We start from the raw sequence: 23,339 nt of genomic DNA on the forward strand, positions 1-23,339 counted from the left end.
CCTGCTTAGGCTTTCTGACTTTCTTTCAAAATGCTTGCTACCTTAGTATTAATCAAATCGATAGCAACAGTATTTGTGACACCTTCAGGAATCACCACATCTGCGTAGCGTTTCGTAGGTTCGATAAACTGGTGGTACATAGGTTTAACCACACTGATATATTGCTCAATGATACTATCCAAGCTACGGCCACGCTCTTCCATATCACGCTTGATACGACGAATAATACGAATGTCATCATCAGTATCTACAAAAAGCTTGATATCCATCAAATCACGCAAACGTTTATCCTCAAGTACCAAAATTCCTTCAACAATGAAGACATCCTGTGGTTCCTGACGATAAGTCTTTTCACTGCGTGTATGCTGCGTGTAGTCATAAATCGGAATATCCACTGGACGCCCAGCAATCAGCTCATTGATATGTTCAATCATAAGATCTGTATCAAAGGCAAAAGGATGGTCGTAGTTCGTTGACACACGCTCTTCAAAAGTCAAATGTGACTGATCCTTATAATAAGAATCATGCTCAATCATAGCAATTTTCTCATCTGGAAAATTTGATAGAATGGCACGAGAAACACTGGTCTTACCGCCACCAGAGCCACCCGTAACCCCAATAATAATCGGTTTTTTAGGCATGGTAAATTCCTATCTAATATAGTCTTTCCTATCTATTCTACACTAAATCATGATATAATAAAAGCAAATCCATATAGAAAATGAGACTTTTATGTTTAAAAACTTTCCTGAACAATGGCAAGACCTCCTTAAAGAAAAAGGAATCACTACAGAGACTGCCATTCAAAAAGAACTCTTTGCACCAATCACTGAAGGAGATAATGTCCTAGGTATCAGTCCTACAGGAACAGGTAAGACCCTTGCCTACCTTCTCCCACTGCTCCTCAAACTCAAACCCAAAAAAGCTCAGCAACTGCTTATCCTAGCACCTAATTCTGAACTTGCTGGACAGATTTTCGACGTAACCAAACAGTGGGCTGAGCCACTAGGACTCACTGCCCAGCTCTTCCTTTCTGGCTCTAGTCAAAAGCGACAAATTGAACGCCTGAAGAAAGGACCAGAAATTCTCATCGGAACCCCTGGCCGTGTCTTTGAGCTGATTAAACTCAAAAAGATCAAGATGATGAACGTCAATACTATCGTCCTTGATGAATTTGATGAGCTTCTCAGTGATAGCCAATACCATTTTGTGACAAAAATCAGCCACCATGTTCCTCGTGATCATCAAATGATCTATATTTCAGCAACCAACAAAATTGACGATCAAGTTCTTGTCGAAAATACTATCGTTTATGACCTGTCTGATCAGGAATTAGACACCATTAAACATTATTATATCAGTGTTGATAAACGTAACCGTGTCGAACTTCTCCGTAAGTTCTCCAATATTCCTGACTTCCGTGGTCTAGTCTTTTTCAACAGTCTTTCTGACCTTGGGGCTACTGAAGAGCGCCTCCAATTTAACGGAGCTTCAGCGGTATCATTGGCTAGTGACATCAACGTCAAATTCCGTAAGATTATCTTGGAAAAATTCAAGAACCATGAGATTTCACTCTTACTAGGTACTGACCTCTTGGCACGAGGCATCGATATTGAAAATCTGGAAGTGGTCATCAACTTCGATATCCCTAGAGACCGTGAAGCCTACACTCACCGTGCAGGTCGTACCGGCCGTATGGGAAATGAAGGTAGCGTCATTAGCTTGGTAACTCATCCAGAAGACCTCAAAAAACTTAAAAAATTCGCTAAAGTTTCAGAACTGGTTCTTAAAAACCAAGAGCTTCACGAAAAATAAGCCATTACAAAAGCACTTCAGTTTACTCTGAAGTGCTTTTAACATATACAGATTAGGCTTTTTTACCAAAGTCCTCAATCATTTGTTCCATTTCCTCACGACTTGGAGTTGTCAACATATAAAGGAAGTCACCTTGCAACTCTGCAAAGGCTGCAGGCATGATTTTCTTAACTTTAAGTTGTTCACGATACTTATCGAAAAGTTCTTCTTCTGAGTAAGCATAGTGAGAGCTTGCACGACGTGAAGTTGCCAAACAGTAAAGTGGCTCAAACTGAGAAGCTGGGAATGGTTCACCAGCAACGATATCCGCATAGCCCTTGTACAAATCAAACGAATGAGCATAGTTATAGACATCGATTGTGAAGCCACCTGCTGGTCGGTTGTTATATTCAATAGCAATATACTCATCACCATCACGGAAGAACTCAATATGGAAGAAACGTTCCTTCATACCAAATTCTTTGACAATTGCCTCACCATACTTACGTAACTTAGGATCCATATCCTTAAGAACGTAGTAAGAATTGTCCATCTTGTAAATCATCAAGTCAAGTGGAGTGTGGGCATAATCGAAAGTTGTTGAGAAGACAATATTACCATCATGATCAATCAAACCATCGAAAGTACAGATTTCACTTGAAGTTACAAATTTTTCAAAGAAATAAACTGTTTCATGATCCCACTCAGCCTTGAAATGATTGATATCATCTTCTGTTTCAAGTTTGAAGGTTGCAGCTGCACCAACCCCATTATCTGGCTTAGCAATCATTGGAAGACCGATTTCTTTCACAGCTTTATCCACATCTTTGTCAGTTTTAATGACAGCACCTGGCACAACTGGAACACCAGCTTTTTGGAAGAGTTTCTTCATTTCAGACTTGAATTTAGTCTTCTTAAGATCTTCTGGCTTAGCACCAAAAACATTGAACTGTTCACGAAGTGCAGCATCTAATTCCAACCAGTATTCGTTATGAGATTCGATGCGGTCGATTGGGCCATGTTTGTAGAAAAGAAAGGCTACCGCACGTTTAACTTCATCCAAGTTTTCCAGATTATCTACACGGAAGTACTCTGTCAAAGCATCTTTCAAAGGTTGATCTAACTGTTCATAAGGCTCTTGACCAATACCAAGAACGTTAATACCCTTATTTGCAAGTTCAACTGTAAACTGTTGGAAGTTTTGTGGATAGTATGGTGAAATAACAAGATAATTCATTAGTGATTCCTCTTTTATAGTTATTTAGATAGGATAGACAAAGAAATTATAGGTTCATATTGTCAAGGAAATAAGGCATTTGTTTACGCCACCATTCCCAATCGTGAGCGACATCATGGCCCCACTCAGAGAACCAAGCTGGAATATTCTTTTGTTCAAAGGCTTCCTTAAGTTTATAGTAAGAAGGAAGACCATCTTGTTCCCAAGCACCAAGACCTGTACATACGATGATCTCAGCTTGACGGTAACGGTCGATGAACCAACCATCATTTTGGTTCCAGATATAATCTGATGGGGAATTTTGGTAAATAGCTTCATCCCCTCCAAACTCACCCACAAAGAAACGAGCATCGTAGACACCACTAAGGGCTACTACTTTATTGAAAACATCAGGGTGTTGCAAGAAGAAATTAAGCGCATGGTAAGCACCCATTGAACATCCTGTTGTCATCATTGGATCAAACCAACCAGTTTTGTGTTTGATAAATGGAATAGCTTCTTCAATAACATAACGTTCATAAGCACGATGCATTTCAGCACGATCGTGTGGATTTTTCCAATCACAAAGCCAGCTTTCACTGTCCACACTTGAAAGCGTAAAGAATTGTACGCGTCCTTCTTCGATAAAACGTGCACAAGCATCAATCATACCAAAGTCATAGTATTCGTTATGGCTACCACCTGATGAGGCAAAAACCACAACAGGGATACCAGCGTGCCCGTAACGGTTAACATACATTTCACGATTAAGTTGACCACTCCAGTGGCTAAGATGTTCGATATTCATATTTATATTCCTTTTCCTAAATTAAAAATATTTTGCGTTAATATAGACTAGTCCCACTTTTCAGCGAAAAAGCGAAGACAGTCTGGTAAATTCTCAGCCCAAGCTTCTTCATTGTGTTCAGCGCCAGATTGAATGTGAATCTTGATATTTTCCAAATCAACCCCACGAGCAATCAAATCATGGTAATAGCTCAATGAAGAGTCAATGTAAGCCTGCTTAATGTTACCAGCCATCAAGGTCTTGTCAGTATCATCAGCTTCCTCAGTCCCTACATAAATGTAGACACGTTGATCTGCATCGAGCTTTTGACGCGACATGTAACGATCAAAGGCATCTTGATGCAACCAGTTAGCTGAAGAAAATACCCCAAGACAACCAATCTGCTCCTTATAATCAAGCCCCATAAACTGAGTGATATTACCACCAAGAGATGATCCAATCATAGCTGTATGCTGACGATCTGAGAGGGTACGGTACTCCTTGTCAATAAAGGGTTTAACCACATCCATGACAAACTCCGCATACTCTACTCCCTTGCCTCCGAACTGAACACCAGGAATATTCGATTCTTGGTACTTCCACGCAGAATACTCATTCATACGGCCAGGGCCATCATTATCGATAGCAACAACAATCATACGTGAAATATCAGGATTACGTTTGATTGTTGGGATAATCTTCCAAGAATAGCCAGAAAATGACTCCTTACTATAAAGAACATTCTGACCATCATGGAAATACACGACAGGGTAAGAACGATCTGTATCCGTTTCATAGTTCTTAGGCAGAAGAACACGCACACGACGAAGTTTCCCAGTGTATGGCACCTCTAACTCATGCGTCTTCATAACCAAGTAAAAATAAGATTTATTCATTGTCAGAAAACTCTCTATATTCGAAATTTAGTTCTATTATACCATATTTTAAAAGAAAAAGAGTCCCTATAATGAGGACTCTTTACACTTTTTTAATGATTGAATAGCTAAACTCTTAGTAGTTTGTGATATCAAATACTGTTGATTTCACACGAGTCATAGCTTCGATAGAGTATTTCACACCTTGAGTTCCGGCACCGGATCCTTTAACACCAAGGAATGGGAAGTTATCTGTACCACGTTGTGTTTTGTTGTTGATGTGAACTGTACCAACTTCAAGTTGTTCAGCAATTGCAAACGCACGTGGGTAGTCTTGAGTGAAGACTGCACCTTGAAGACCAAATTCAGATTCGTTAGAAATCTTGATTGCTTCTTCTACTGAAGATACACGGATGAATGGCAATACTGGACCAAATGGTTCTTCCCAAGCAAGACGCATGTCAGTTGTCACATGGTCAAAGACAGCTGGGTAGATAAGGTTACCTTCACGTTTCAATTCAGTTTTAGCAGTAGCACCTTGTTCAACGGCATCATCAATCAAACCTTGAACGAAGTCAGCTGCTTTTGTATCGATAAGTGGTGTAACGCTTGCGCTTTCTTCAGGCATACCAACAGTGATATTACCTACCAAAGCAGTTACTTTTTCTACCAATTCATCTGCAACACTATCCATTACAAGAACACGTTTGATAGCTGTACAACGTTGACCTGAATAGTCAAAGGCACCAGCAACAATGTTTTTAGCAGTCAAGTCAAGATCAGCATCTTCAAGAACGATAGCGGCATCTTTACCACCAAGTTCAAGCATGATTGGACGCATAGCTGCCAAACGACCGATGTTTTCACCAACTGGTGTTGAACCTGTGAAGTTGATGAAATCAACTGCTTTGTGTTCAACGATGTAGTCACCGATAACAGAACCACGACCTGTGATAGAGTTCAAGACACCTGCAGGGATACCAGCTTCAACAAATGCTTCAACCAAAAGAAGACCTGAGATAGAACCTTGTGTTGGTGGTTTGAAGGCAACAACGTCACCAGCAATCAAGGCAGGAGCAATTTTAGAACCAGCCAAGTTTACTGGGTAGTTAAATGGAGAGATAGCAAGGACAAGACCTACTGGTTCGCGACGAACAACAGCGATTTTTTTCTTACTACCAGCGTCAAACGCACCACCTTCAAGTACTTCACCTTCCAAACGCAAACCTTCTTCAGCTGCATAGTGGATGATTTCAGCAGTACGAACAACCTCACCGATTGCAGATTTCAAACCTTTAGAGATTTCTTTAGAAAGAACTTGTCCGATTTTTTCTGCATCACGTTCCAAGATATCTGCTGCTTTATGAAGGTAAGCTGCACGTTCAGCATATGAAAGCGCACGCCATGCTGGAAGTGCTGCTTTAGCTGCTGCGTAGACTTCGTCTACTTCAGCTTGGCTCATCGCTGGAACTGATCCAAGTTCCTCACCGTTTGCAGGTGCGTAAATAGTAATTTCGTTTTCAGATGTTTTCCACTCACCATTGACATAGTTTTTGTATTGTTTAGCCAAGATAGTAACTCCTTTTATCTATTATAAGACCTATTTTATCATTTTTTTAGAAATAATCCAAGATTTAAACGAGAATTATTCAGAAAATTTTGACAAAAAATAGTTTTAATTATTAACCTAGGTTAGCAGTATTCTACTCCTAAGCAAAGAATGAGTCAATTATTTTGTCTCTGTTTAGCTATAAAAAAAGTGAAAGCCTAAGCCTCCACTTTTTATGATTAGTCTACGTTAACGTATTCTTTTGAAAGTTCAAGAACTTCTTCCATTGTTGAACATTCAGTAAGCGCACGGTTAGCGTATTCTTCCATTTTAGCTGTGTCAAGTTTCTTCATCAAGCTACGTGTACGAAGAACAGATGTCGCTGACATTGAGAACTCATCCAAGCCCATTCCGACAAGAAGTGGAACAGCAGTTTGGTCACCGGCCATTTCACCACACATACCAGCCCATTTACCTTCAGCATGAGCCGCTTTGATAACATTGTTAATCAAACGAAGGATTGATGGGTTATATGGTTGGTAAAGGTATGAAACTTGTTCGTTCATACGGTCAGCAGCCATAGTGTATTGGATAAGGTCGTTTGTACCAATTGAGAAGAAATCAACTTCTTTAGCAAATTGGTCAGCAAGCATAGCTGCAGCAGGGATTTCAATCATGATACCTACTTCGATATCGTCTGCAACGGCAACACCTTCAGCAACCAATTTAGCTTTTTCTTCTTCAAGAATACCTTTAGCAGTACGGAACTCATTCAACAAAGCAACCATTGGGAACATGATACGCAATTTACCGTGAACAGATGCACGAAGCAAGGCACGCAATTGTGTACGGAACATTTGGTTACCAGTTTCAGAGATAGAAATACGCAAAGCACGGTAACCCAAGAATGGGTTCATTTCTTTAGGAAGATCGAAGTAAGGGAGTTCTTTATCCCCACCGATATCCATTGTACGAACGACAACAGGTTTACCGTTCATACCTTCAAGAACTGCTTTGTATGCTTCATATTGGTCATCTTCAGTTGGGAAGTCTTGAGAATCCATATACAAGAATTCTGTACGATAGAGACCAACAGCTTCTGCACCGTTATCATTTACACCTTCAACGTCTTTAGGTGTACCGATGTTAGCAGCCAATTCGAAATGTTTTCCATCAGCAGTAACTGTTTGAGCATCTTTAAGGAGAGCCCATTCAGCTTTTTGTTTAGCGTAAGCTTCACCAGCTGCTTTAAACTCAGCAATTTGCTCTTCAGTTGGGTTGATAACAACTTCACCAGTAATACCTGAAACCGCCAAAATGTCGCCATCTTTGACAAGTTCTGTGATGTTATTTGTACCAAGAACGGCTGCGATTTCAAGTGTACGAGCCATGATTGCAGAGTGACTTGTACGTCCACCGATATTAGTAACAAAAGCTTTTACGTACTTTTTGTTCAACTGAGCTGTATCAGATGGTGTCAAGTCATGAGCAACAACGATTGATTCTTCGTTAATTGTTGCTGGGTTAGGCAATTTCTTACCAAGCAAGTTAGCAAGCACACGTTTTGTAACGTCACGAATATCCGCTGCACGTTCTTGCATGTATGGGTTGTCTTCCATACCTTCAAAAATAGCGATAAACATGTCTGTTACTTCTGTCAAAGCAGCTTCAGCATTAACTTGTTTAGCACGGATAGTTTCTTTAATTTGACCAGTCATTTCTGGGTCAGCAAGAACCATCAAGTGAGCATCAAAAACGGCTGCCGCTTCTTCACCAAGGCTTTCAACTGCTTTTTCGCGGATAACAGAAAGCTCGTCTTGTGACGCCGCTAGAGCAGCATCTAGACGAGCCTCTTCTGCACTTGTATCTTCAACTGTTACAGTTTCAAATGACAAGTCCGGTTGAACAAGCAGATATGCCTTAGCAACTGCAACACCGTCAGATGCTGCGATTCCTTTAAGCATTTCTGTCATATTCTTATGCCAATCCTTCTTTTGTCATTGTTTCTGCGATTGCTGCGATTGCGTCATCAGCATCAGCACCTTCTGCAGAGATAGTTACGTCAGCACCTTGACCAACACCAAGGCTCATAACACCCATGATAGATTTAAGGTTAACTGCTTTACCTTTGTAGTCAAGAGTGATATCTGAAGCAAATTTGCTAGCTGTTTGAACAAGCAAAGTAGCTGGACGTGCGTGGATACCTGTTTCTGCAACAATGTGGAAATCTTTAGAAGCCATAATGGATTCTCCTTCTTCATTTGGAATATTTGAGTTATCAATGATAACCCTTACAATTTAGAATTATAACATAGCTAATTGAGATTAGCAAGGTTAAAACGTACTTTCTACAAGTTTTTCGAAAGCTTGTCTCTCATTTTACTGGTCATTTTCATTTTTCAAAACATAAACAAATACTAGTCTCTAGTTATTTACAACATTTTCAGAAAATTTCTTTCATGGTGTTTTCAATCGTTAATTTTCATTTTCGAGCAAAAACAATCACATAATTGAAAGAATTTGATTGCTAAAGGCACTCGTTGAATAAGCTTGTTTCCCAAATGCTAAGTCAGCTGTAAAGATATCAGCTTTAAATGTCTTCTCAATAGCACTTGTAATCAGTTGAGCTGCCTCAGTCCAACCAATATAATCTAGAAGCATGCAGCCAGATAATAAAACTGAGCAAGGGTTAGCCTTATCTTGATCCGCGATATCTGGAGCTGTTCCATGTGTTGCTTCAAAAATAGCATGGCCTGTTTGATAGTTAATGTTGGCTCCAGGGGAGATGCCGATACCACCAACTTGTGCAGCCAAGGCATCACTGGCATAATCACCATTCAAGTTAGTTAAGGCAACAACATCAAATTTTTCTGGATTCAAAAGAATCTGTTGGAGAAAGTTATCAGCGATTATATCATTAATCTCTAGACGACCAGCTAGCAATTCTGCTTTATAGTCTTCCTGAGCTACTTCATAACCCCATTTACGGAAGCCACCTTCTGTGAATTTTTGAATATTCCCTTTATGAACCAATGTCACTTTCTTTAGATTGTTCTTGAGAGCATAATCGATAGCAGAGCGAATGAGACGTTTACTTCCTTCTATTGAAATTGGCTTGATTCCGATACTACTTGATTCTGGGAAGCGAATTTTATTAACATTCATTTCTGTCTGGAGAAACTCAATCACGCGCTTGACATCTGCCGTTCCTGCTTCCCATTCAATCCCCGCATAAATATCTTCAGTATTTTCACGGAAGATAGTAATATTTGTTTTTTCTGGTTCCTTAAGTGGACTTGCTACTCCGTCAAAGTAACGAACAGGTCTAACACAAGCGTAGAGATCAAGTTCTTGACGTAAAGCTACATTTAAAGAACGAATACCACCACCTACTGGCGTCTCAAGCGGTCCCTTAATAGCTACTAAACTTTCTCGAATAGCCTCCAAGGTTTCTTTCGGCAACCATTCACCTGTTTTGTCATAAGCCTTCTTACCGGCTAAAAGCTCTTGCCACTCAATATGACGCTTTCCTTCATAGGCTACTTCTACTGCTTTATCAAAGATTGCTTGGGCATTCTTCCAGATATCATGTCCAACACCATCTCCTTCAATAAAAGGGATAATTGGACGATCAGAAACTTGAAGCTGTCCATTTTTCATTACGATTTTTTCTGCCATATAGCTTTCCTCCCTAGCGTTTTTCTAAAGGAATATACGTCATATTTTCTTGTCCGATGTACTGCGAGCGTGGACGAATCAATTTATTATTTTTTTGCTGCTCTTGAATATGAGCAATCCAGCCGGCAACACGACTCATAGCAAAGATAAGGGTGAAGATATCGCTGTCAATTCCTAGAGTATGGTATACGGTGGCTGAATAGAAGTCCACATTGGGAATCAATCCCTTCTTATCTTTCATGAATTCTTCAATTTCTTGAGACATATTAAAGAATTCTTCATTCTCAGTACCCTCTGTCAACTTTTTAGCCATATCTCTTAAGAAAATTTCACGAGGATCCTGTTTCTTGTATACACGGTGTCCAAATCCCATGATTTTTTCTTTAGAATCAAGTTTTTCCTGCAAGTAAGCATTAACATCACCAGATTCACGGATTTCTTTAAGCATATCAAAGACGCGTTCATTAGCTCCACCATGCAGGGGACCTTTTAGAGCTCCAATAGCTGTTGTGACACAAGAATAGATATCTGTCAGAGTCGAGGCACAAACACGCGCTGCAAAAGTTGAAGCATTCAACTCATGGTCAGCATGTAGAATTAATGCCTTATTCATAGCTTCAATTTCAATTTCAGAAGGTTCAACACCATTCAGCATGTAGAGAAAATTAGCTGCAAAACCTAAATCTTCTCTTGGTTTGAGAGGCATTTTACCAGTACGTAAGCGTGCAAAAGTCGTAATAATTGTAGGCAATTTAGCCATCAATTCAATACTTTGCTGATAAATTGCCTCCATGGATCTTTCCTCGGCGTCAACATTGTAAACTCCAAGAAGGGAGACTGTTGAACGTAACACACTCATTGGGTGCAAATGTGGACGAGACTGGATAAGAATGCATTGTTCTACAGCATCAGAAATATCATAGTTCTTACGCAACTCAGCTTCAAAATACTTAAGTTCCATTTGCGTAGGAAGATGACCATTCCACAAGAGATAAATCACTTCCTCAAAAGACGCTTTATTTTCCATAAACTCAGAAATATCATATCCCGAATACGATAAATGATCATCGATAATAGATGAAATCCTAGTATTACAGGCAATCATATCCTTAAGTCCATTAATTTCAACTGTTGTCATATTAGGCCCCCTTCAATTTTTTTCTTACAACCATTGGCAAGATACCACCATTTTTATAGTAGCGAATGTCAGCATCTGCATCGAAGCGTACCAAGGCTTTAAAGGTTTTGGTTTGTTCAGGTGTTGAAGCTGTAACAGTGATAACATCATGGACACCTGGATTTTCTGAAAGGTCAAAGCTAAAGGTCTCCTGTCCTGTCAATCCAAGACTTTCAGCATTTTCTCCTTCCATAAATTGGACTGGTAAAATCCCCATCATAACGAGATTTGAACGGTGGATACGCTCAAAACTCTCAGCAAGCACTACTTTTACACCAAGAAGATTAGCACCTTTAGCCGCCCAGTCACGACTTGAGCCCATACCATAATCCTTGCCGGCAATTACAAGCGTATCTTGATTAGCTTCTTTATATTTCATAGCAGCATCATATATAGGTAGAATGTCACCATCATATTTAGTATATCCACCAATTTTTCCATCTGCTAGCTCATTCTTGATACGAATATTAGCAAAGGTTCCTCGCATCATGACTTCATGATTACCACGACGGCTACCATAAGAATTAAATTCTTGATAATCAACACCATTCTCAGTCAAATAACGAGCTGCTGGACTATTTCTGGCAATATTACCTGCCGGAGAAATATGGTCTGTTGTAACCGTATCTCCAAATTTAGCCAAAACCTTCAAATCTTTCAATGGTTTAATGCTCAAATCATCTCCTAAAGCATCAAAGTAAGGCGGGTTTTGAATATAGGTAGAGTTTTGATTCCATTTATAATTTTGACTTTGTTCAGTAGGAATGGCATTCCACTTCTCACTATCAGAAAAGACACTGGCATATTCATCTTGGAAGAGTTGACGGGTGACGTATTTATCAACATAAGTCTCAATTTCATCACGAGATGGCATAACATCCTCTAAATAAACAGCTTGACCATTGTCGTCAAAACCTAAAGGTTCAGTTGTCAAATCAATATTCGTGTTACCAGCTAAGGCATAAGCAACAACCAATGGTGGGCTAGCCAAGAAATTCGCTTTAACAAGTGGATTAATACGCCCTTCAAAATTACGATTTCCTGACAAAACAGCACTCGCTAATAAATCAGTGTCTACAATAGCCTTAGCCACCTCAGGACGTAAGTCTCCTGAGTTCCCAATACAGGTTGTGCAACCGTAACCTACCAAGTTAAAGCCAAGCTTATCTAGATAGGTTTGCAAGCCTGAAGCTTTGAGATAACCAGTAACAACCTTAGAACCGGGTGCCAAAGATGTCTTCACTGTTGGAGAGACTTTTAATCCTTTCTCAACCGCTTTTTTAGCTAAAAGACCGGCTGCCATAAGAACGTAAGGATTTGAAGTATTGGTACATGATGTGATAGCTGCAATGGCCACATGACCTGTTTGAATTGTTTCTGAATGATCCTCAAAGTCAACGTTTGCAGTTTTTACTAACTCTTCCTTATCCAAACCGAAACCACGGACACCTGCTTCTCGTACCACTGCATCCTGGAATTCTTGCTTAGCATCTGATAAGAGAATCAAATCTTGTGGACGTTTAGGACCTGAGATAGAAGGTTTAATAGATGACAAATCGATTTCAACAATCTTAGTATACTTGGCTTCTTTACTTGGATCATAGAAAAGATGATTGGCTTTTGTATAGGCTTCAGTGACTTGGATATGATCCTCATCACGGTTAGTTAAACGCATGTAGTTAAGAGTCTCGTCATCAATAGGAAAATAACCACAGGTCGCACCATATTCTGGTGCCATATTAGCGACTGTGGCACGGTCAGCTAGAGACAAACTCTTCAAGCCAGGTCCAAAGTACTCAACAAATTTACCAACCACATTTTCAGAACGAAGCACCTGAGTAATCTTGAGAGCCAAATCTGTTGCCGTTGCAATTTTAGGCAACTCTCCTGTCAAATGTACACCAATAACCTCTGGAATTGGAAAATAAGATGCTTCACCGAGCATCGCTGCTTCAGCTTCAATTCCGCCAACGCCCCAACCAAGGACGCCAATACCATTAATCATAGTCGTGTGACTATCTGTACCAAACATAGAGTCAGGATATAGGAGCCCATCATTTTCAATAATGACATCACTCAAAAATTCAATATTAACCTGGTGAATAATACCTGTAGCTGGTGGAACCGCACGATAATTTTCAAAAGACTTTTCAGCCCACTTAAGAAATTCATAGCGCTCGTTATTACGTTTAAACTCTAGATTGATATTATCTTCAAGAGCAGTATCACATCCGTATGAATCCACTTGGACAGAGTGGTCGATGACCAAATCTACTGGAATCTCGGGATTAATAAATTCGGCTTTACCACCATTAGCCACTATAGCATCACGCATTGAAGCTAAATCAACAACAACAGGAACTCCTGTAAAATCTTGTAAGATAACACGACTTGGTTTAAAAGGCACTTCAGAAATTGTTGGAAAATTCGGAAATTTCATTAGATCAGAAATGTGAGATTCCTTAACATCCTCGCCATCTTTTTTTCGGAGGAGACTTTCAAGTATTATTCGAATGGTATAAGGTAGCTCTCCGACCTTAACATCATGAGATTTTGCTGCTTTTTCGAGATCATAGAAAGAGAATGTCTTACCATTTACAGTTAGATTTGAACAGTATTCTTGCATACTTGAACCTCCATTAGTTAAAAATTTTCTTTATTCTACACTGTTTTTTTTGAAAAAACAAATAGAATTGGCATTTTGATGTTATATTATATAACATCAGAGGTGAGATATTTCTTTTTTAGTCAATTCCATAAACAAATCCTATTTAATTTAGGAAACTTAAAAAAGCCTTTAAAACACAAGATATAGGGTTGTGTTTCAATACTAAACACAAAATATTGTATTTTGTCGGTTCAACCTCTTGATTTTTCCCAATATTTTGGGTATTCTATATAAAGTTAAAAAGTGGCTCTCTTGGCCACTTAAAATCTTTTTATAAAGGAGTATTTGCAATGGCAAAGATTACATTGTTTTCTAAAAACAACTGCATGCAGTGCAAAATGACTAAAAAATTCCTGGAAAAGGAAGGTGCTGATTTCGAAGAAATCAACATTGATGAACAGCCAGAAAAAATCGATTACGTAAAAAGTCTTGGTTTCACTGCTGCTCCAGTTATTGAAGCAGGCGATATCGTTTTTTCAGGTTTTCAACCGACTAAACTTAAAGAAATCCTTTAATTATCAAGTTTTTAAATAGAAAGGAACTTGTTTGCTTAGTTTAATGTTTTAACCTTAATATACTATTAAACTGAGCCTGGTATCTGTATTATGTCTTTAAAAAATCTTGGCGATGTCTCATACTTCCGCCTCAACAACGAAATTAACCGTCCTGTTAACGGTCAAATTCCTTTGCATAAGGACAAAGAAGCACTTCGTGCCTTCTTCCTTGAAAACGTTAAGCCAAATTCAATGGCATTCAACAGCATCACAGATAAAATTAATTATTTGATTGAGAACGATTATATCGAGTCTGAATTCATCGGTAAATACGAACCTGCTTTCATCGAAAAATTGTCTGCAGAAATTCATTCTCAAAAATTCCGCTTCCAATCTTTCATGGCAGCCTACAAGTTCTACCAACAATATGCCCTCAAAACAAACGATGGCGAGTCTTACCTCGAAAGCATTGAAGATCGTGTTCTATTCAACGCCCTTTACTTTGCTGATGGTGATGAAAACCTTGCTAGTGACCTTGCTAACGAAATGATTCACCAACGTTATCAACCTGCTACACCTTCATTTTTAAATGCTGGACGCAGTCGTCGTGGAGAACTCGTGTCATGTTTCCTTATTCAAGTAACGGATGACATGAATTCTATCGGACGTTCTATCAACTCGGCCCTCCAGTTATCACGTATTGGTGGTGGGGTAGGTATTAGCCTATCCAACCTACGTGAAGCTGGTGCTCCTATCAAAGGATACGCTGGGGCAGCCTCTGGTGTCGTACCTGTTATGAAGCTTTTCGAAGATAGCTTCTCTTACTCAAACCAACTTGGCCAACGTCAAGGTGCTGGTGTTGTTTACCTGGATGTTTTCCACCCAGATATCCTTGCCTTCCTTTCTACTAAGAAAGAGAATGCTGATGAGAAGGTGCGTGTTAAGACACTGTCACTTGGTGTTACAGTTCCAGATAAATTCTACGAGTTGGCACGTAATAATGAAGATATGTACCTCTTCAGCCCTTACTCAGTCGAAAAAGAGTATGGTAAACCATATAACTACATTGATATTACAGCTATGTATGATGAGTTGGTGGCCAATCCCAATATTACAAAAACCAAGATTAATGCACGTGAGCTAGAAACTGAAATTTCTAAACTCCAACAAGAATCAGGTTATCCATATATTGTCAATGTTGATACAGCCAATCGACACAACCCAATTGATGGTAAGATCGTCATGTCCAACCTCTGTTCTGAAATTCTCCAAGTTCAAACACCAAGTGAACTTAACGATGCACAAGAGTTTGTCAAACTCGGTACAGATATTTCATGTAACCTTGGATCAACTAATATCCTTAACATGATGACATCTCCTGACTTCGGACGTTCGATTAAGGCTATGACACGTGCACTTACCTTTGTTACAGATAGTTCAAGTATTGATGCTGTACCATCCATCAAAAATGGTAACCAACAAGCTCATACCTTTGGTTTAGGAGCTATGGGACTTCACTCTTACCTTGCTAAACACCATATCGAGTATGGTAGCCCCGAATCTGTTGAATTCACTAATATCTACTTCATGCTTATGAACTACTGGACCTTGGTTGAATCTAACAATATTGCCCGCGAACGTCAAGAAACCTTTGTCGGTTTTGAAAAATCAAAATATGCTGATGGTTCTTACTTTGATAAATACGTTACAGGCCAATACGTTCCTAAATCTGACCGTATCAAAGAACTTTTCGATGGTCACTTCATCCCACAAGCCAAAGATTGGGAAGAACTACGTGAACTCGTTAAGAAAGATGGACTCTACCATCAAAACCGTTTGGCTGTTGCGCCAAATGGCTCAATCTCTTACATTAACGACTGTTCGGCTTCTATCCATCCAATCACACAACGTATTGAAGAACGTCAAGAAAAGAAAATCGGAAAAATCTACTATCCAGCCAACGGTCTTTCAACAGACACAATTCCTTTCTACACTTCAGCCTACGACATGGACATGCGTAAAGTTATCGACGTTTATGCCGCTGCAACTGAACACGTTGATCAAGGTTTGTCATTAACCCTATTCTTGCGTAGTGAGTTACCAAAAGAAATTTACGAATGGAAAACAGAAAATAAACAAACGACTCGTGACCTTTCTATCCTTCGTAACTACGCCTTTAACAAGGGAATTAAATCAATCTACTACATCCGTACTTATACAGATGACGGTGAAGAGGTTGGTTCTAACCAATGTGAAAGCTGTGTCATCTAAGATGGTGATTTAACGATAACAACCTCGCTACTCTTATTTACAAAATGCATTAAAAGGTCGGTTCGCCGACTTTTTTAATAGATCAACTCAAAAAACTATATCATGATTTTGAATTATGATAAAATAGTAACGACATCAATAAAGAAAGAGGTTTCTAATGGAAACTTACTACAAAGCCATTAACTGGAATGAAATCGAAGATGCGATTGATAAATCTACTTGGGAAAAATTGACCGAACAATTTTGGCTAGATACACGTATCCCACTTTCAAATGACCTTGATGACTGGCGTAAACTTTCAGCTGAAGAAAAGGATTTAGTTGGAAAAGTTTTCGGTGGTTTAACCTTGCTAGATACCATGCAATCTCAAACTGGTGTTGAAGCCATTCGTGCAGACGTCCGTACACCTCATGAAGAAGCTGTATTGAACAACATTCAGTTCATGGAATCTGTTCACGCGAAATCTTACTCTTCAATCTTCTCAACTTTGAATACTAAATCTGAAATTGAAGAAATTTTCGAGTGGACTAACAGTAACGAATACCTACAAACCAAGGCGAAAATCATTAACGATATCTATGAAAATGGAACACCTCTTCAGAAAAAGGTTGCTTCAACATATCTTGAAACATTCCTTTTCTATTCAGGGTTCTTTACTCCACTCTATTATCTTGGTAATAACAAGCTGGCTAACGTCGCTGAAATCATCAAGCTCATTATCCGTGACGAATCTGTTCACGGAACCTATATTGGCTATAAATTCCAACTAGGGTTCAACGAATTACCTGAAGAAGAGCAAGAAAGTTTCCGTGAATGGATGTATGATCTTCTCTACCAATTGTATGAAAATGAAGAGCTCTACACTAAATCTCTTTATGATGCTGTTGGATGGACTGAGGAAGTCATGACTTTCCTACGTTATAACGCCAACAAGGCTCTCATGAACCTAGGACAAGATCCACTCTTCCCAGATAGTGCGAACGATGTTAACCCAATCGTTATGAATGGTATTTCTACAGGAACATCTAACCACGACTTCTTCTCTCAAGTTGGTAATGGTTACCTTCTAGGGACTGTTGAAGCCATGCAAGACGATGATTATAACTACGGACTATAAGAAAAAACTAGCTGAGCTAGTTTTTTTATTGTGTTCAATACTATATTAGAAAAACAAACAGAAAAAGAGTTCAAATTGAACTCTTTTTATTTTATTTTGCTTTTACTTCAAAACCTTCTGCGACACCTTCAGCAAAGTTTTCTTCAACAATGCTAGCACAGTGATCACAGATAGTCGCATTGTAGCTACGTTCTTTGGTAGTTGGATCGATACGACGGCAACGATCACATACATCACCTTCAGCACGTTCTACTGTGAATGCTACACCTTCAAAGCTTACAGCAGACTCAGGAGCATCTCCTTCAGCAATAGTCAATGCTGAAACAATCAAAAGTTGAGCAAGGTTAGTGTTCAAACCTTCAAGAAGTTCTTTGACTTCAGCATTAGGATAGATGGTCAAATGAGCTTCAAGCGATTTACCGATAACTTTTTCATTACGTGCTTCTTCCAAAGCTTTTTGAGCTTGGCTACGGAAATCCATGAAGGCATTCCATTTTTCAAGAAGTGCATCTTGACCAGCGAAATCTTCTGCTTCTGGCAACTCTGACAATTGAACATAGTCTTCTGTTTCAAATTCAAGATATGACCAAATTTCTTCTGCAGTGTGAGGAAGAATTGGTGTCAATAGTTTTGTAATCTTGACAAGAATATCGTAGAAGACTGTTTGCATTTGACGACGTTCAAGTGATTCTGCACTTTCAATGTAAACAACATCTTTAGCAAAATCAAGATAGAAAGCAGACAACTCAACGTTAATAAAGTTAACTAAGGCTTTGTAGATAGTTAAGAATTCAAAGTTTGCATAGGCATCACGAATAGTCTTAACTAATTGGTTAAATCGAATAGTCATGTACTGATCTACAGAACGCAAGTCTTCAAAGGCTACTGCATCAGTTGTTGGATTGAAGTCAGATGTATTAGCAATCAAGAAACGAAGTGTGTTACGAATCTTACGATAAGATTCTGATACTTGGCTAAGGATATCCATTGAGATACGAACGTCATTAGTTGTATCAACACTTGTTACCCAAAGACGCAGAATTTCAGCACCAAATTGTTTCTCAACATCACTAGGAGCAATTGTGTTACCAAGCGATTTAGACATCTTCTCACCCTTACCATCAAGCGCAAAACCTTGAGACAAGAGTTGCTTATATGGTGCAACACCATGGTTGGCAACAGATGTAATAAGAGATGAATTAAACCATCCACGGTATTGGTCTGAACCTTCGAGATAGAGGTCAGCTGGATAAGTTAACTCAGGACGGTTAACAACAACACCGTTCCATGATGAGCCTGAGTCAAACCATACGTCCATAATGTCAGTTTCTTTAGTAAACTCGCCGTTTGGTGAGCCAGGATGTGTAAAACCTTCTGGAAGAAGATCTTTGGCATCACGTTCCCACCAAATAACTGAACCGTGCTCTTCGAAAAGTTTGGCCACATGTTCGATTGTTTCTTCAGCCATGATTGGTGTTTTATCTTCAGCATAGAAGATTGGGAGTGGCACACCCCAAGCACGCTGACGAGAGATTACCCAGTCACCACGGTCACGAATCATGTTGTAGAGACGAACTTTACCCCACTCAGAATGGAATTTAACTTTTTCAATCTCATCCAAAATCTCTTGACGGAATTTAGAAACAGAAGCAAACCATTGTGGTACGGCACGCCAGATGATTGGTTTCTTCGTACGCCAGTCAAATGGGTATGAGTGTGAGATTTCTTCTTTAGCAAGGAGCAAATCATCGAGTTTTTCCATAACAATTGGAGCCACTTTATCGTAGAACTGACCTTCAAAATCAGGACCAGCATTTTCCATCATAGTACCACGCTCATTAACGGTTACGGCAACTTCAAGGCCATTAGCGATACCTACGTTATAGTCATCCTCACCAAAACCAGGAGCCGTATGGACGATACCTGTACCTGAATCTGTAGTTACGTGATCACCAAGGATAACAAGCTCATCAACTTCTGTATCCCATGGGTGTTCAGTGACGATTTGATTCAATTCTTCTCCACGGTATGACTGAAGTACTTCCACATCAGTCCAACCAAATTTCTCAGAAAGACTATTAAGTAATTCAGAAGCAACGACAAATTTGCGGTCTTCTCCAGCAGGTTTTACGAGAACGTATTCAATATCAGCACCAACAGTCAAACCACGTGAAGCTGTTACTGTAAATGGTGTTGTTGTCCAAACTACGATATATGTATCTGTGTCTAGCACTCCTTTACCATCCTTAACCTTATTGGCATAGTAAAGGGAAGTTGAAACTAAATCATGGTACTCGATTTCAGCTTCAGCAAGTGCTGATTCTGATGACCATGACCAATAAACTGGTTTTGCACCTTGATAGATGTAACCTTTTTTAGCCATCTCACCAAAGACACGGATTTGTGCAGCCTCATAGTCTGGTGTCAAAGTAACATATGGGTTATCCCAATCAGCCGAAACACCAAGACGTTTGAAATCTTCACGTTGTTTGTCAACTTGTGAAAGTGCATAATCACGACACATCTTAAGGTATTCAGCACGATCAAGTTCTTTACGTTTCACACCTTGTTTTGCCAATACTTGTTCAATTGGAAGACCATGCGTATCCCAACCAGGAACGTAAGGAGCATAGAAACCAGACATTGATTTTGAACGAACAATGATATCCTTAGAAATTTTATTCATCGCATGTCCAACGTGAATATTACCATTGGCATACGGAGGACCATCATGAAGAGTGAAGTGAGGTTTACCTTGGTTCAACTCTTGACGACGTTGATACATCTTAGCATCTTCCCACTCTTTTTGCCAGATTGGTTCTTTGTTAGGAAGTCCAGCTCGCATTGGAAAAGCTGTCTTACCTAGATTTAAGGTTTCTTTGAGTTTCATTATATCTCCTCTTTAAATTAATATACTAAATAAAAAGAGCCTTCATCAAAAAGGACGAAAGCTCGTGGTACCACCTTAATTCAGAGCAAAAAACATTTGCTCCCTCATATGTCCGTAAGGAGGACCATCCTTCTAACTTACTTAGTTCAGTTAGAATGCTTGAAAATGATAACTATCCAAATAGGGAATGTGGGACTCACACCATCTCCCACTCGCTGTTAATATACTTGGTAAGTTGTATTTTTCTTATTCGCTAATATTCAATTTAAACGTTTGTGTTTCGTTAAGATTAATTTCACCTGTTGACTCAGGTTGCAAATCAAAATCTTCATCTACTGGTGCTGAAGTTGGGAAATCTGCTACTTCACTCTCGAAAGTGTCTGGAATACCAAAATCAACTGGAGTTGAAACAACTTCGTTTGTTTCATCAACTTCTGGACTAGAGAAATCTTCAACTTGTTTATTACTTTCAGCAACACGACGTTGAAGTTCAGCCATTTCATCAGGAGTGAATTGACGAGTTGCATCAAATGAAGCTGCATCATTTGAATCAGGTACATGTTCATCCAAAACTTTTTCAACAACTTCTTTAAAGGCAGCATCTGAATTTTGAAGATAAATAGCTGTTGGTTGCAACAATTCACCCCATTCTGGAGCACTTGCCAAGCTAAGCTGACCTTCAACTGCAGCCAATAGGCGTTGGTGGAAGACACGACTTTGACGCTTAAGTTCTTCTGTTTCGATAGCAACACGTTTGGCTTCATCTGTTGCATCACGAAGAATTTCAGATGCCTTAGATTTAGCTTCTTCAACCAAATGAGTAGCATTGAAGTTAGCCTTATTAATCAAGTTAGCTGATTCATCAGCCGCTGAAGCTTTAACTTTTTCAGCTGTTTCTTGAGCCAAAATAACTGATTGACTCAATGATTCTTTCATTTCATCAAAATAAGCCAATTTTTCTTCAAGCTCTTTTACACGAGCAGCAAGTTCACGATTGTCACGAACCAAATCTTCGTAATCATCTACAATAATATCAAGAAATTCATCAACTTCTTGCTCATTATATCCACGAAATTTAGTTGTAAACTGTTTATCTTTAATATCAAGTGCTGTAATAGCCATTACAGGCCTCCTTTATTTTTCATTACCATATCTGATGGTTTAAATTAAATAACTACTTTTTTCTCCGTCTTAACAGACTTTCAATAACGATTTTAGCTTTCCCGGACTTTGAAAATCCGTCTTGTTGAGCTAGTCGAAATCGACCGTACCCTCTAACCGAAACCATATCACCAATCATAACCGTCTGATTAGCCTTCTCAATTTGTCTATAATTTAATTTAACTTTTCCAGAAGCAATAAGTTTTAAGGCGTTAGAACGGGATAGGTTTAATACCGTTGCCAACACATTATCAAGACGCATACTGGAAAGTAAGACAAAAGATTGTGAATAATTTTCTTGATTTGAAATCCAATCGTCTTTACTTACTTCTTTTAGAGTAACCGAAACATTACCAATCTTAGTGATAGTCATTATCGCATAACTTGCTAAATGAGAAGCAATGGAAAATTGAACGCGTCCTTCTTCATCAAGAATAATATCTCCAAATACTTGACGGTCAAGACCAAGTTGATTAATCAGTGCTCCCAAAACTTTTGGGTGTGTCAATTTATTGAACTGTCTCGCATAAGAGATTTCTAGTCGTTTAATTTCAAAGTCATCGTCATCAAGCTCGTAATATTCGGGAGCAAGAATAACTCTTCCATACTCTTCAGATTCAAGAGTAGAACTCACAAAAAATTTTAAATTGTAGTAATGAGCTAACTCTTCAACAATCTGAATTTCACGAGGATTCAAGAAATCAGTTAAGTAAGGACTGTACCTATCATCAACTAATTGACAAAATCCCCTAACCTTCTCTAGAAAAGGACGTTCATCTAACGAGTAATGTTGTTCAATATTTTTAATATCTGACATCAGAGTAGAATAAATCTAAGAATTCTAAGTGAAAAGTTTAGTAGAAGTACAATTACCAATATTGAAAAATCAATACCAGCAAAAGATAAATTCAGGCGACGAAATGGTGCGAGAATCGGTTGAACAATTTGTCTAATGATTCTTCCAAGGCTAGTATCATAAGCTCCTGGAAACCAGGACAACAAAGCATAGACTACAAGAAGAATCTCTATCACGTTAACAACACGTGCCCAAATAACATAAAGTAATACTGACATCGCTTAACGTCTCTTCATGTCGAAGTCAAAATTAGCTTCTTGGTTGCCATGTGCCAACCCAATCTCTTCGATGTCAACAACGACATTAATTGGCGTAAGCAAATACATTGAAGAGCCAACTTTTTGTAAGTTGCCTGTAAGTACCTTGCTAGCACCATCAATAAAGTCAAGACAACGACGAGCTTGCGCTTCCAACATATATTGAAAATCGATTAAAACACATTCGTTTTCAATCAATAGTTCTACAATTTCCTGAGCATCTTCATACTTTTTAGGATATTTAATTGCAATTGTTGTTTTAGTTGTATTCATTTGTTGTGGTCCCTGATTTGCTTGTGAACGACTCAGAGGTAAACTACGAAGGACTTGAGTTTCCTGTAAGTCTGAATGAACATGTTGGCGACGAGGAGGGACTGTTGCCTGAGAACGCTCAGGTTGACGTTGCTGACGAGGAGGTTGTGTCTGCACAGGTTTCTGTGCTTTCACTGGACGTTCTTTAGCCTCTTCTTTAGCAGCATCTTCATAATCTGTTACTTCGTCGGTATCAAAATATGAAACAATTTTATCAATTGCGTCTTTTAATGCCAT

The 23,339-nt window shown here is 39.0% G+C and carries 19 protein-coding genes; 4 read left to right on the forward strand and 15 right to left on the reverse strand.

The features are described 5' to 3' along the window. Window positions 1-5: 5 nt before the first annotated feature. On the reverse strand, window positions 6-641 hold the full coding sequence (udk, locus tag HMPREF2607_RS06390) for a uridine kinase (RefSeq protein ID WP_002890688.1): 636 nt from the start codon (window positions 639-641) through the stop codon (window positions 6-8). A gap of 91 nt (window positions 642-732) precedes the next feature. Here udk and HMPREF2607_RS06395 point away from each other — a divergent pair, with 91 nt between their 5' ends. Continuing rightward, on the forward strand, window positions 733-1,815 hold the full coding sequence (locus tag HMPREF2607_RS06395; protein WP_070476381.1) for a DEAD/DEAH box helicase: 1,083 nt from the start codon (window positions 733-735) through the stop codon (window positions 1,813-1,815). 52 nt (window positions 1,816-1,867) lie between these two features. Here the strand turns inward: HMPREF2607_RS06395 and HMPREF2607_RS06400 are convergent, their stop codons facing one another. The 9 genes from HMPREF2607_RS06400 to acnA form a co-directional block, all read right to left on the reverse strand. After that, on the reverse strand, window positions 1,868-3,031 hold the full coding sequence (locus tag HMPREF2607_RS06400; RefSeq protein ID WP_070476382.1) for an ATP-grasp domain-containing protein: 1,164 nt from the start codon (window positions 3,029-3,031) through the stop codon (window positions 1,868-1,870). A gap of 46 nt (window positions 3,032-3,077) precedes the next feature. Next, window positions 3,078-3,818, reverse strand: a complete 741-nt coding sequence (locus HMPREF2607_RS06405) for an esterase family protein (RefSeq protein WP_002884014.1) — start codon at window positions 3,816-3,818, stop codon at window positions 3,078-3,080. Between the two features lie 47 nt (window positions 3,819-3,865). Next, window positions 3,866-4,693, reverse strand: a complete 828-nt coding sequence (locus tag HMPREF2607_RS06410) for an alpha/beta hydrolase (RefSeq protein ID WP_002884105.1) — start codon at window positions 4,691-4,693, stop codon at window positions 3,866-3,868. A 115-nt stretch (window positions 4,694-4,808) separates the two neighbouring features. Continuing rightward, window positions 4,809-6,242 (reverse strand): NADP-dependent glyceraldehyde-3-phosphate dehydrogenase, encoded by a 1,434-nt coding sequence (locus HMPREF2607_RS06415; protein WP_021144358.1) that lies wholly within the window; start codon window positions 6,240-6,242, stop codon window positions 4,809-4,811. A gap of 218 nt (window positions 6,243-6,460) precedes the next feature. After that, window positions 6,461-8,194 carry a phosphoenolpyruvate--protein phosphotransferase gene (gene ptsP / locus HMPREF2607_RS06420; RefSeq protein WP_013990779.1) on the reverse strand — a complete coding sequence of 578 codons (1,734 nt, stop codon included), beginning with the start codon at window positions 8,192-8,194 and terminating at the stop codon, window positions 6,461-6,463. Window positions 8,195-8,198: 4 nt separating this feature from the next. Next, window positions 8,199-8,462, reverse strand: a complete 264-nt coding sequence (locus HMPREF2607_RS06425; RefSeq protein WP_002884015.1) for a phosphocarrier protein HPr — start codon at window positions 8,460-8,462, stop codon at window positions 8,199-8,201. Between the two features lie 261 nt (window positions 8,463-8,723). After that, window positions 8,724-9,899, reverse strand: coding sequence for an NADP-dependent isocitrate dehydrogenase (gene icd, locus HMPREF2607_RS06430; RefSeq protein ID WP_048674467.1), 1,176 nt, complete (start codon window positions 9,897-9,899; stop codon window positions 8,724-8,726). 13 nt (window positions 9,900-9,912) lie between these two features. Next, window positions 9,913-11,037 carry a citrate synthase gene (locus tag HMPREF2607_RS06435; RefSeq protein WP_014634261.1) on the reverse strand — a complete coding sequence of 375 codons (1,125 nt, stop codon included), beginning with the start codon at window positions 11,035-11,037 and terminating at the stop codon, window positions 9,913-9,915. Window position 11,038: 1 nt separating this feature from the next. Further along, entirely contained in the window at window positions 11,039-13,702 is a 2,664-nt protein-coding gene (gene acnA, locus HMPREF2607_RS06440) for an aconitate hydratase AcnA (RefSeq protein ID WP_070476384.1), read from the reverse strand. 332 nt (window positions 13,703-14,034) lie between these two features. Between acnA and nrdH the strand changes: the two genes are divergently transcribed. The 3 genes from nrdH (at window position 14,035) to nrdF (ending at window position 17,626) form a co-directional block, all read left to right on the forward strand. Beyond that, entirely contained in the window at window positions 14,035-14,259 is a 225-nt protein-coding gene (nrdH, locus tag HMPREF2607_RS06445) for a glutaredoxin-like protein NrdH (RefSeq protein WP_004182714.1), read from the forward strand. A 90-nt stretch (window positions 14,260-14,349) separates the two neighbouring features. Continuing rightward, the gene (gene nrdE / locus HMPREF2607_RS06450; protein ID WP_002890676.1) at window positions 14,350-16,509 is read left to right on the forward strand and encodes a class 1b ribonucleoside-diphosphate reductase subunit alpha; all 2,160 of its coding nucleotides are present in this window, start codon (window positions 14,350-14,352) and stop codon (window positions 16,507-16,509) included. A 157-nt stretch (window positions 16,510-16,666) separates the two neighbouring features. Continuing rightward, window positions 16,667-17,626, forward strand: coding sequence for a class 1b ribonucleoside-diphosphate reductase subunit beta (gene nrdF / locus HMPREF2607_RS06455; RefSeq protein ID WP_021144365.1), 960 nt, complete (start codon window positions 16,667-16,669; stop codon window positions 17,624-17,626). Between the two features lie 91 nt (window positions 17,627-17,717). Here nrdF and ileS read toward each other — a convergent pair whose 3' ends face one another. The 5 genes from ileS to HMPREF2607_RS06480 form a co-directional block, all read right to left on the reverse strand. Next, window positions 17,718-20,516: an isoleucine--tRNA ligase gene (ileS, locus tag HMPREF2607_RS06460; protein WP_070476385.1), complete on the reverse strand. Its 2,799-nt coding sequence runs from the start codon at window positions 20,514-20,516 to the stop codon at window positions 17,718-17,720. Between the two features lie 246 nt (window positions 20,517-20,762). Further along, window positions 20,763-21,638: a DivIVA domain-containing protein gene (locus tag HMPREF2607_RS06465; protein ID WP_002884119.1), complete on the reverse strand. Its 876-nt coding sequence runs from the start codon at window positions 21,636-21,638 to the stop codon at window positions 20,763-20,765. 52 nt (window positions 21,639-21,690) lie between these two features. Beyond that, window positions 21,691-22,494: a YlmH family RNA-binding protein gene (locus HMPREF2607_RS06470; RefSeq protein ID WP_021144367.1), complete on the reverse strand. Its 804-nt coding sequence runs from the start codon at window positions 22,492-22,494 to the stop codon at window positions 21,691-21,693. Next, a complete protein-coding gene (locus tag HMPREF2607_RS06475; RefSeq protein ID WP_014634256.1) occupies window positions 22,494-22,751 on the reverse strand; it encodes a YggT family protein in 258 nt (85 codons plus the stop codon). The genes HMPREF2607_RS06470 and HMPREF2607_RS06475 overlap by 1 nt, the downstream gene beginning before the upstream one ends. A 3-nt stretch (window positions 22,752-22,754) precedes the next feature. Beyond that, window positions 22,755-23,339: a cell division protein SepF gene (locus HMPREF2607_RS06480; RefSeq protein WP_021144368.1), complete on the reverse strand. Its 585-nt coding sequence runs from the start codon at window positions 23,337-23,339 to the stop codon at window positions 22,755-22,757.

The organism is Streptococcus sp. HMSC078H03, assembly GCF_001808655.1.
Lineage (GTDB): Bacteria > Bacillota > Bacilli > Lactobacillales > Streptococcaceae > Streptococcus > Streptococcus salivarius_G.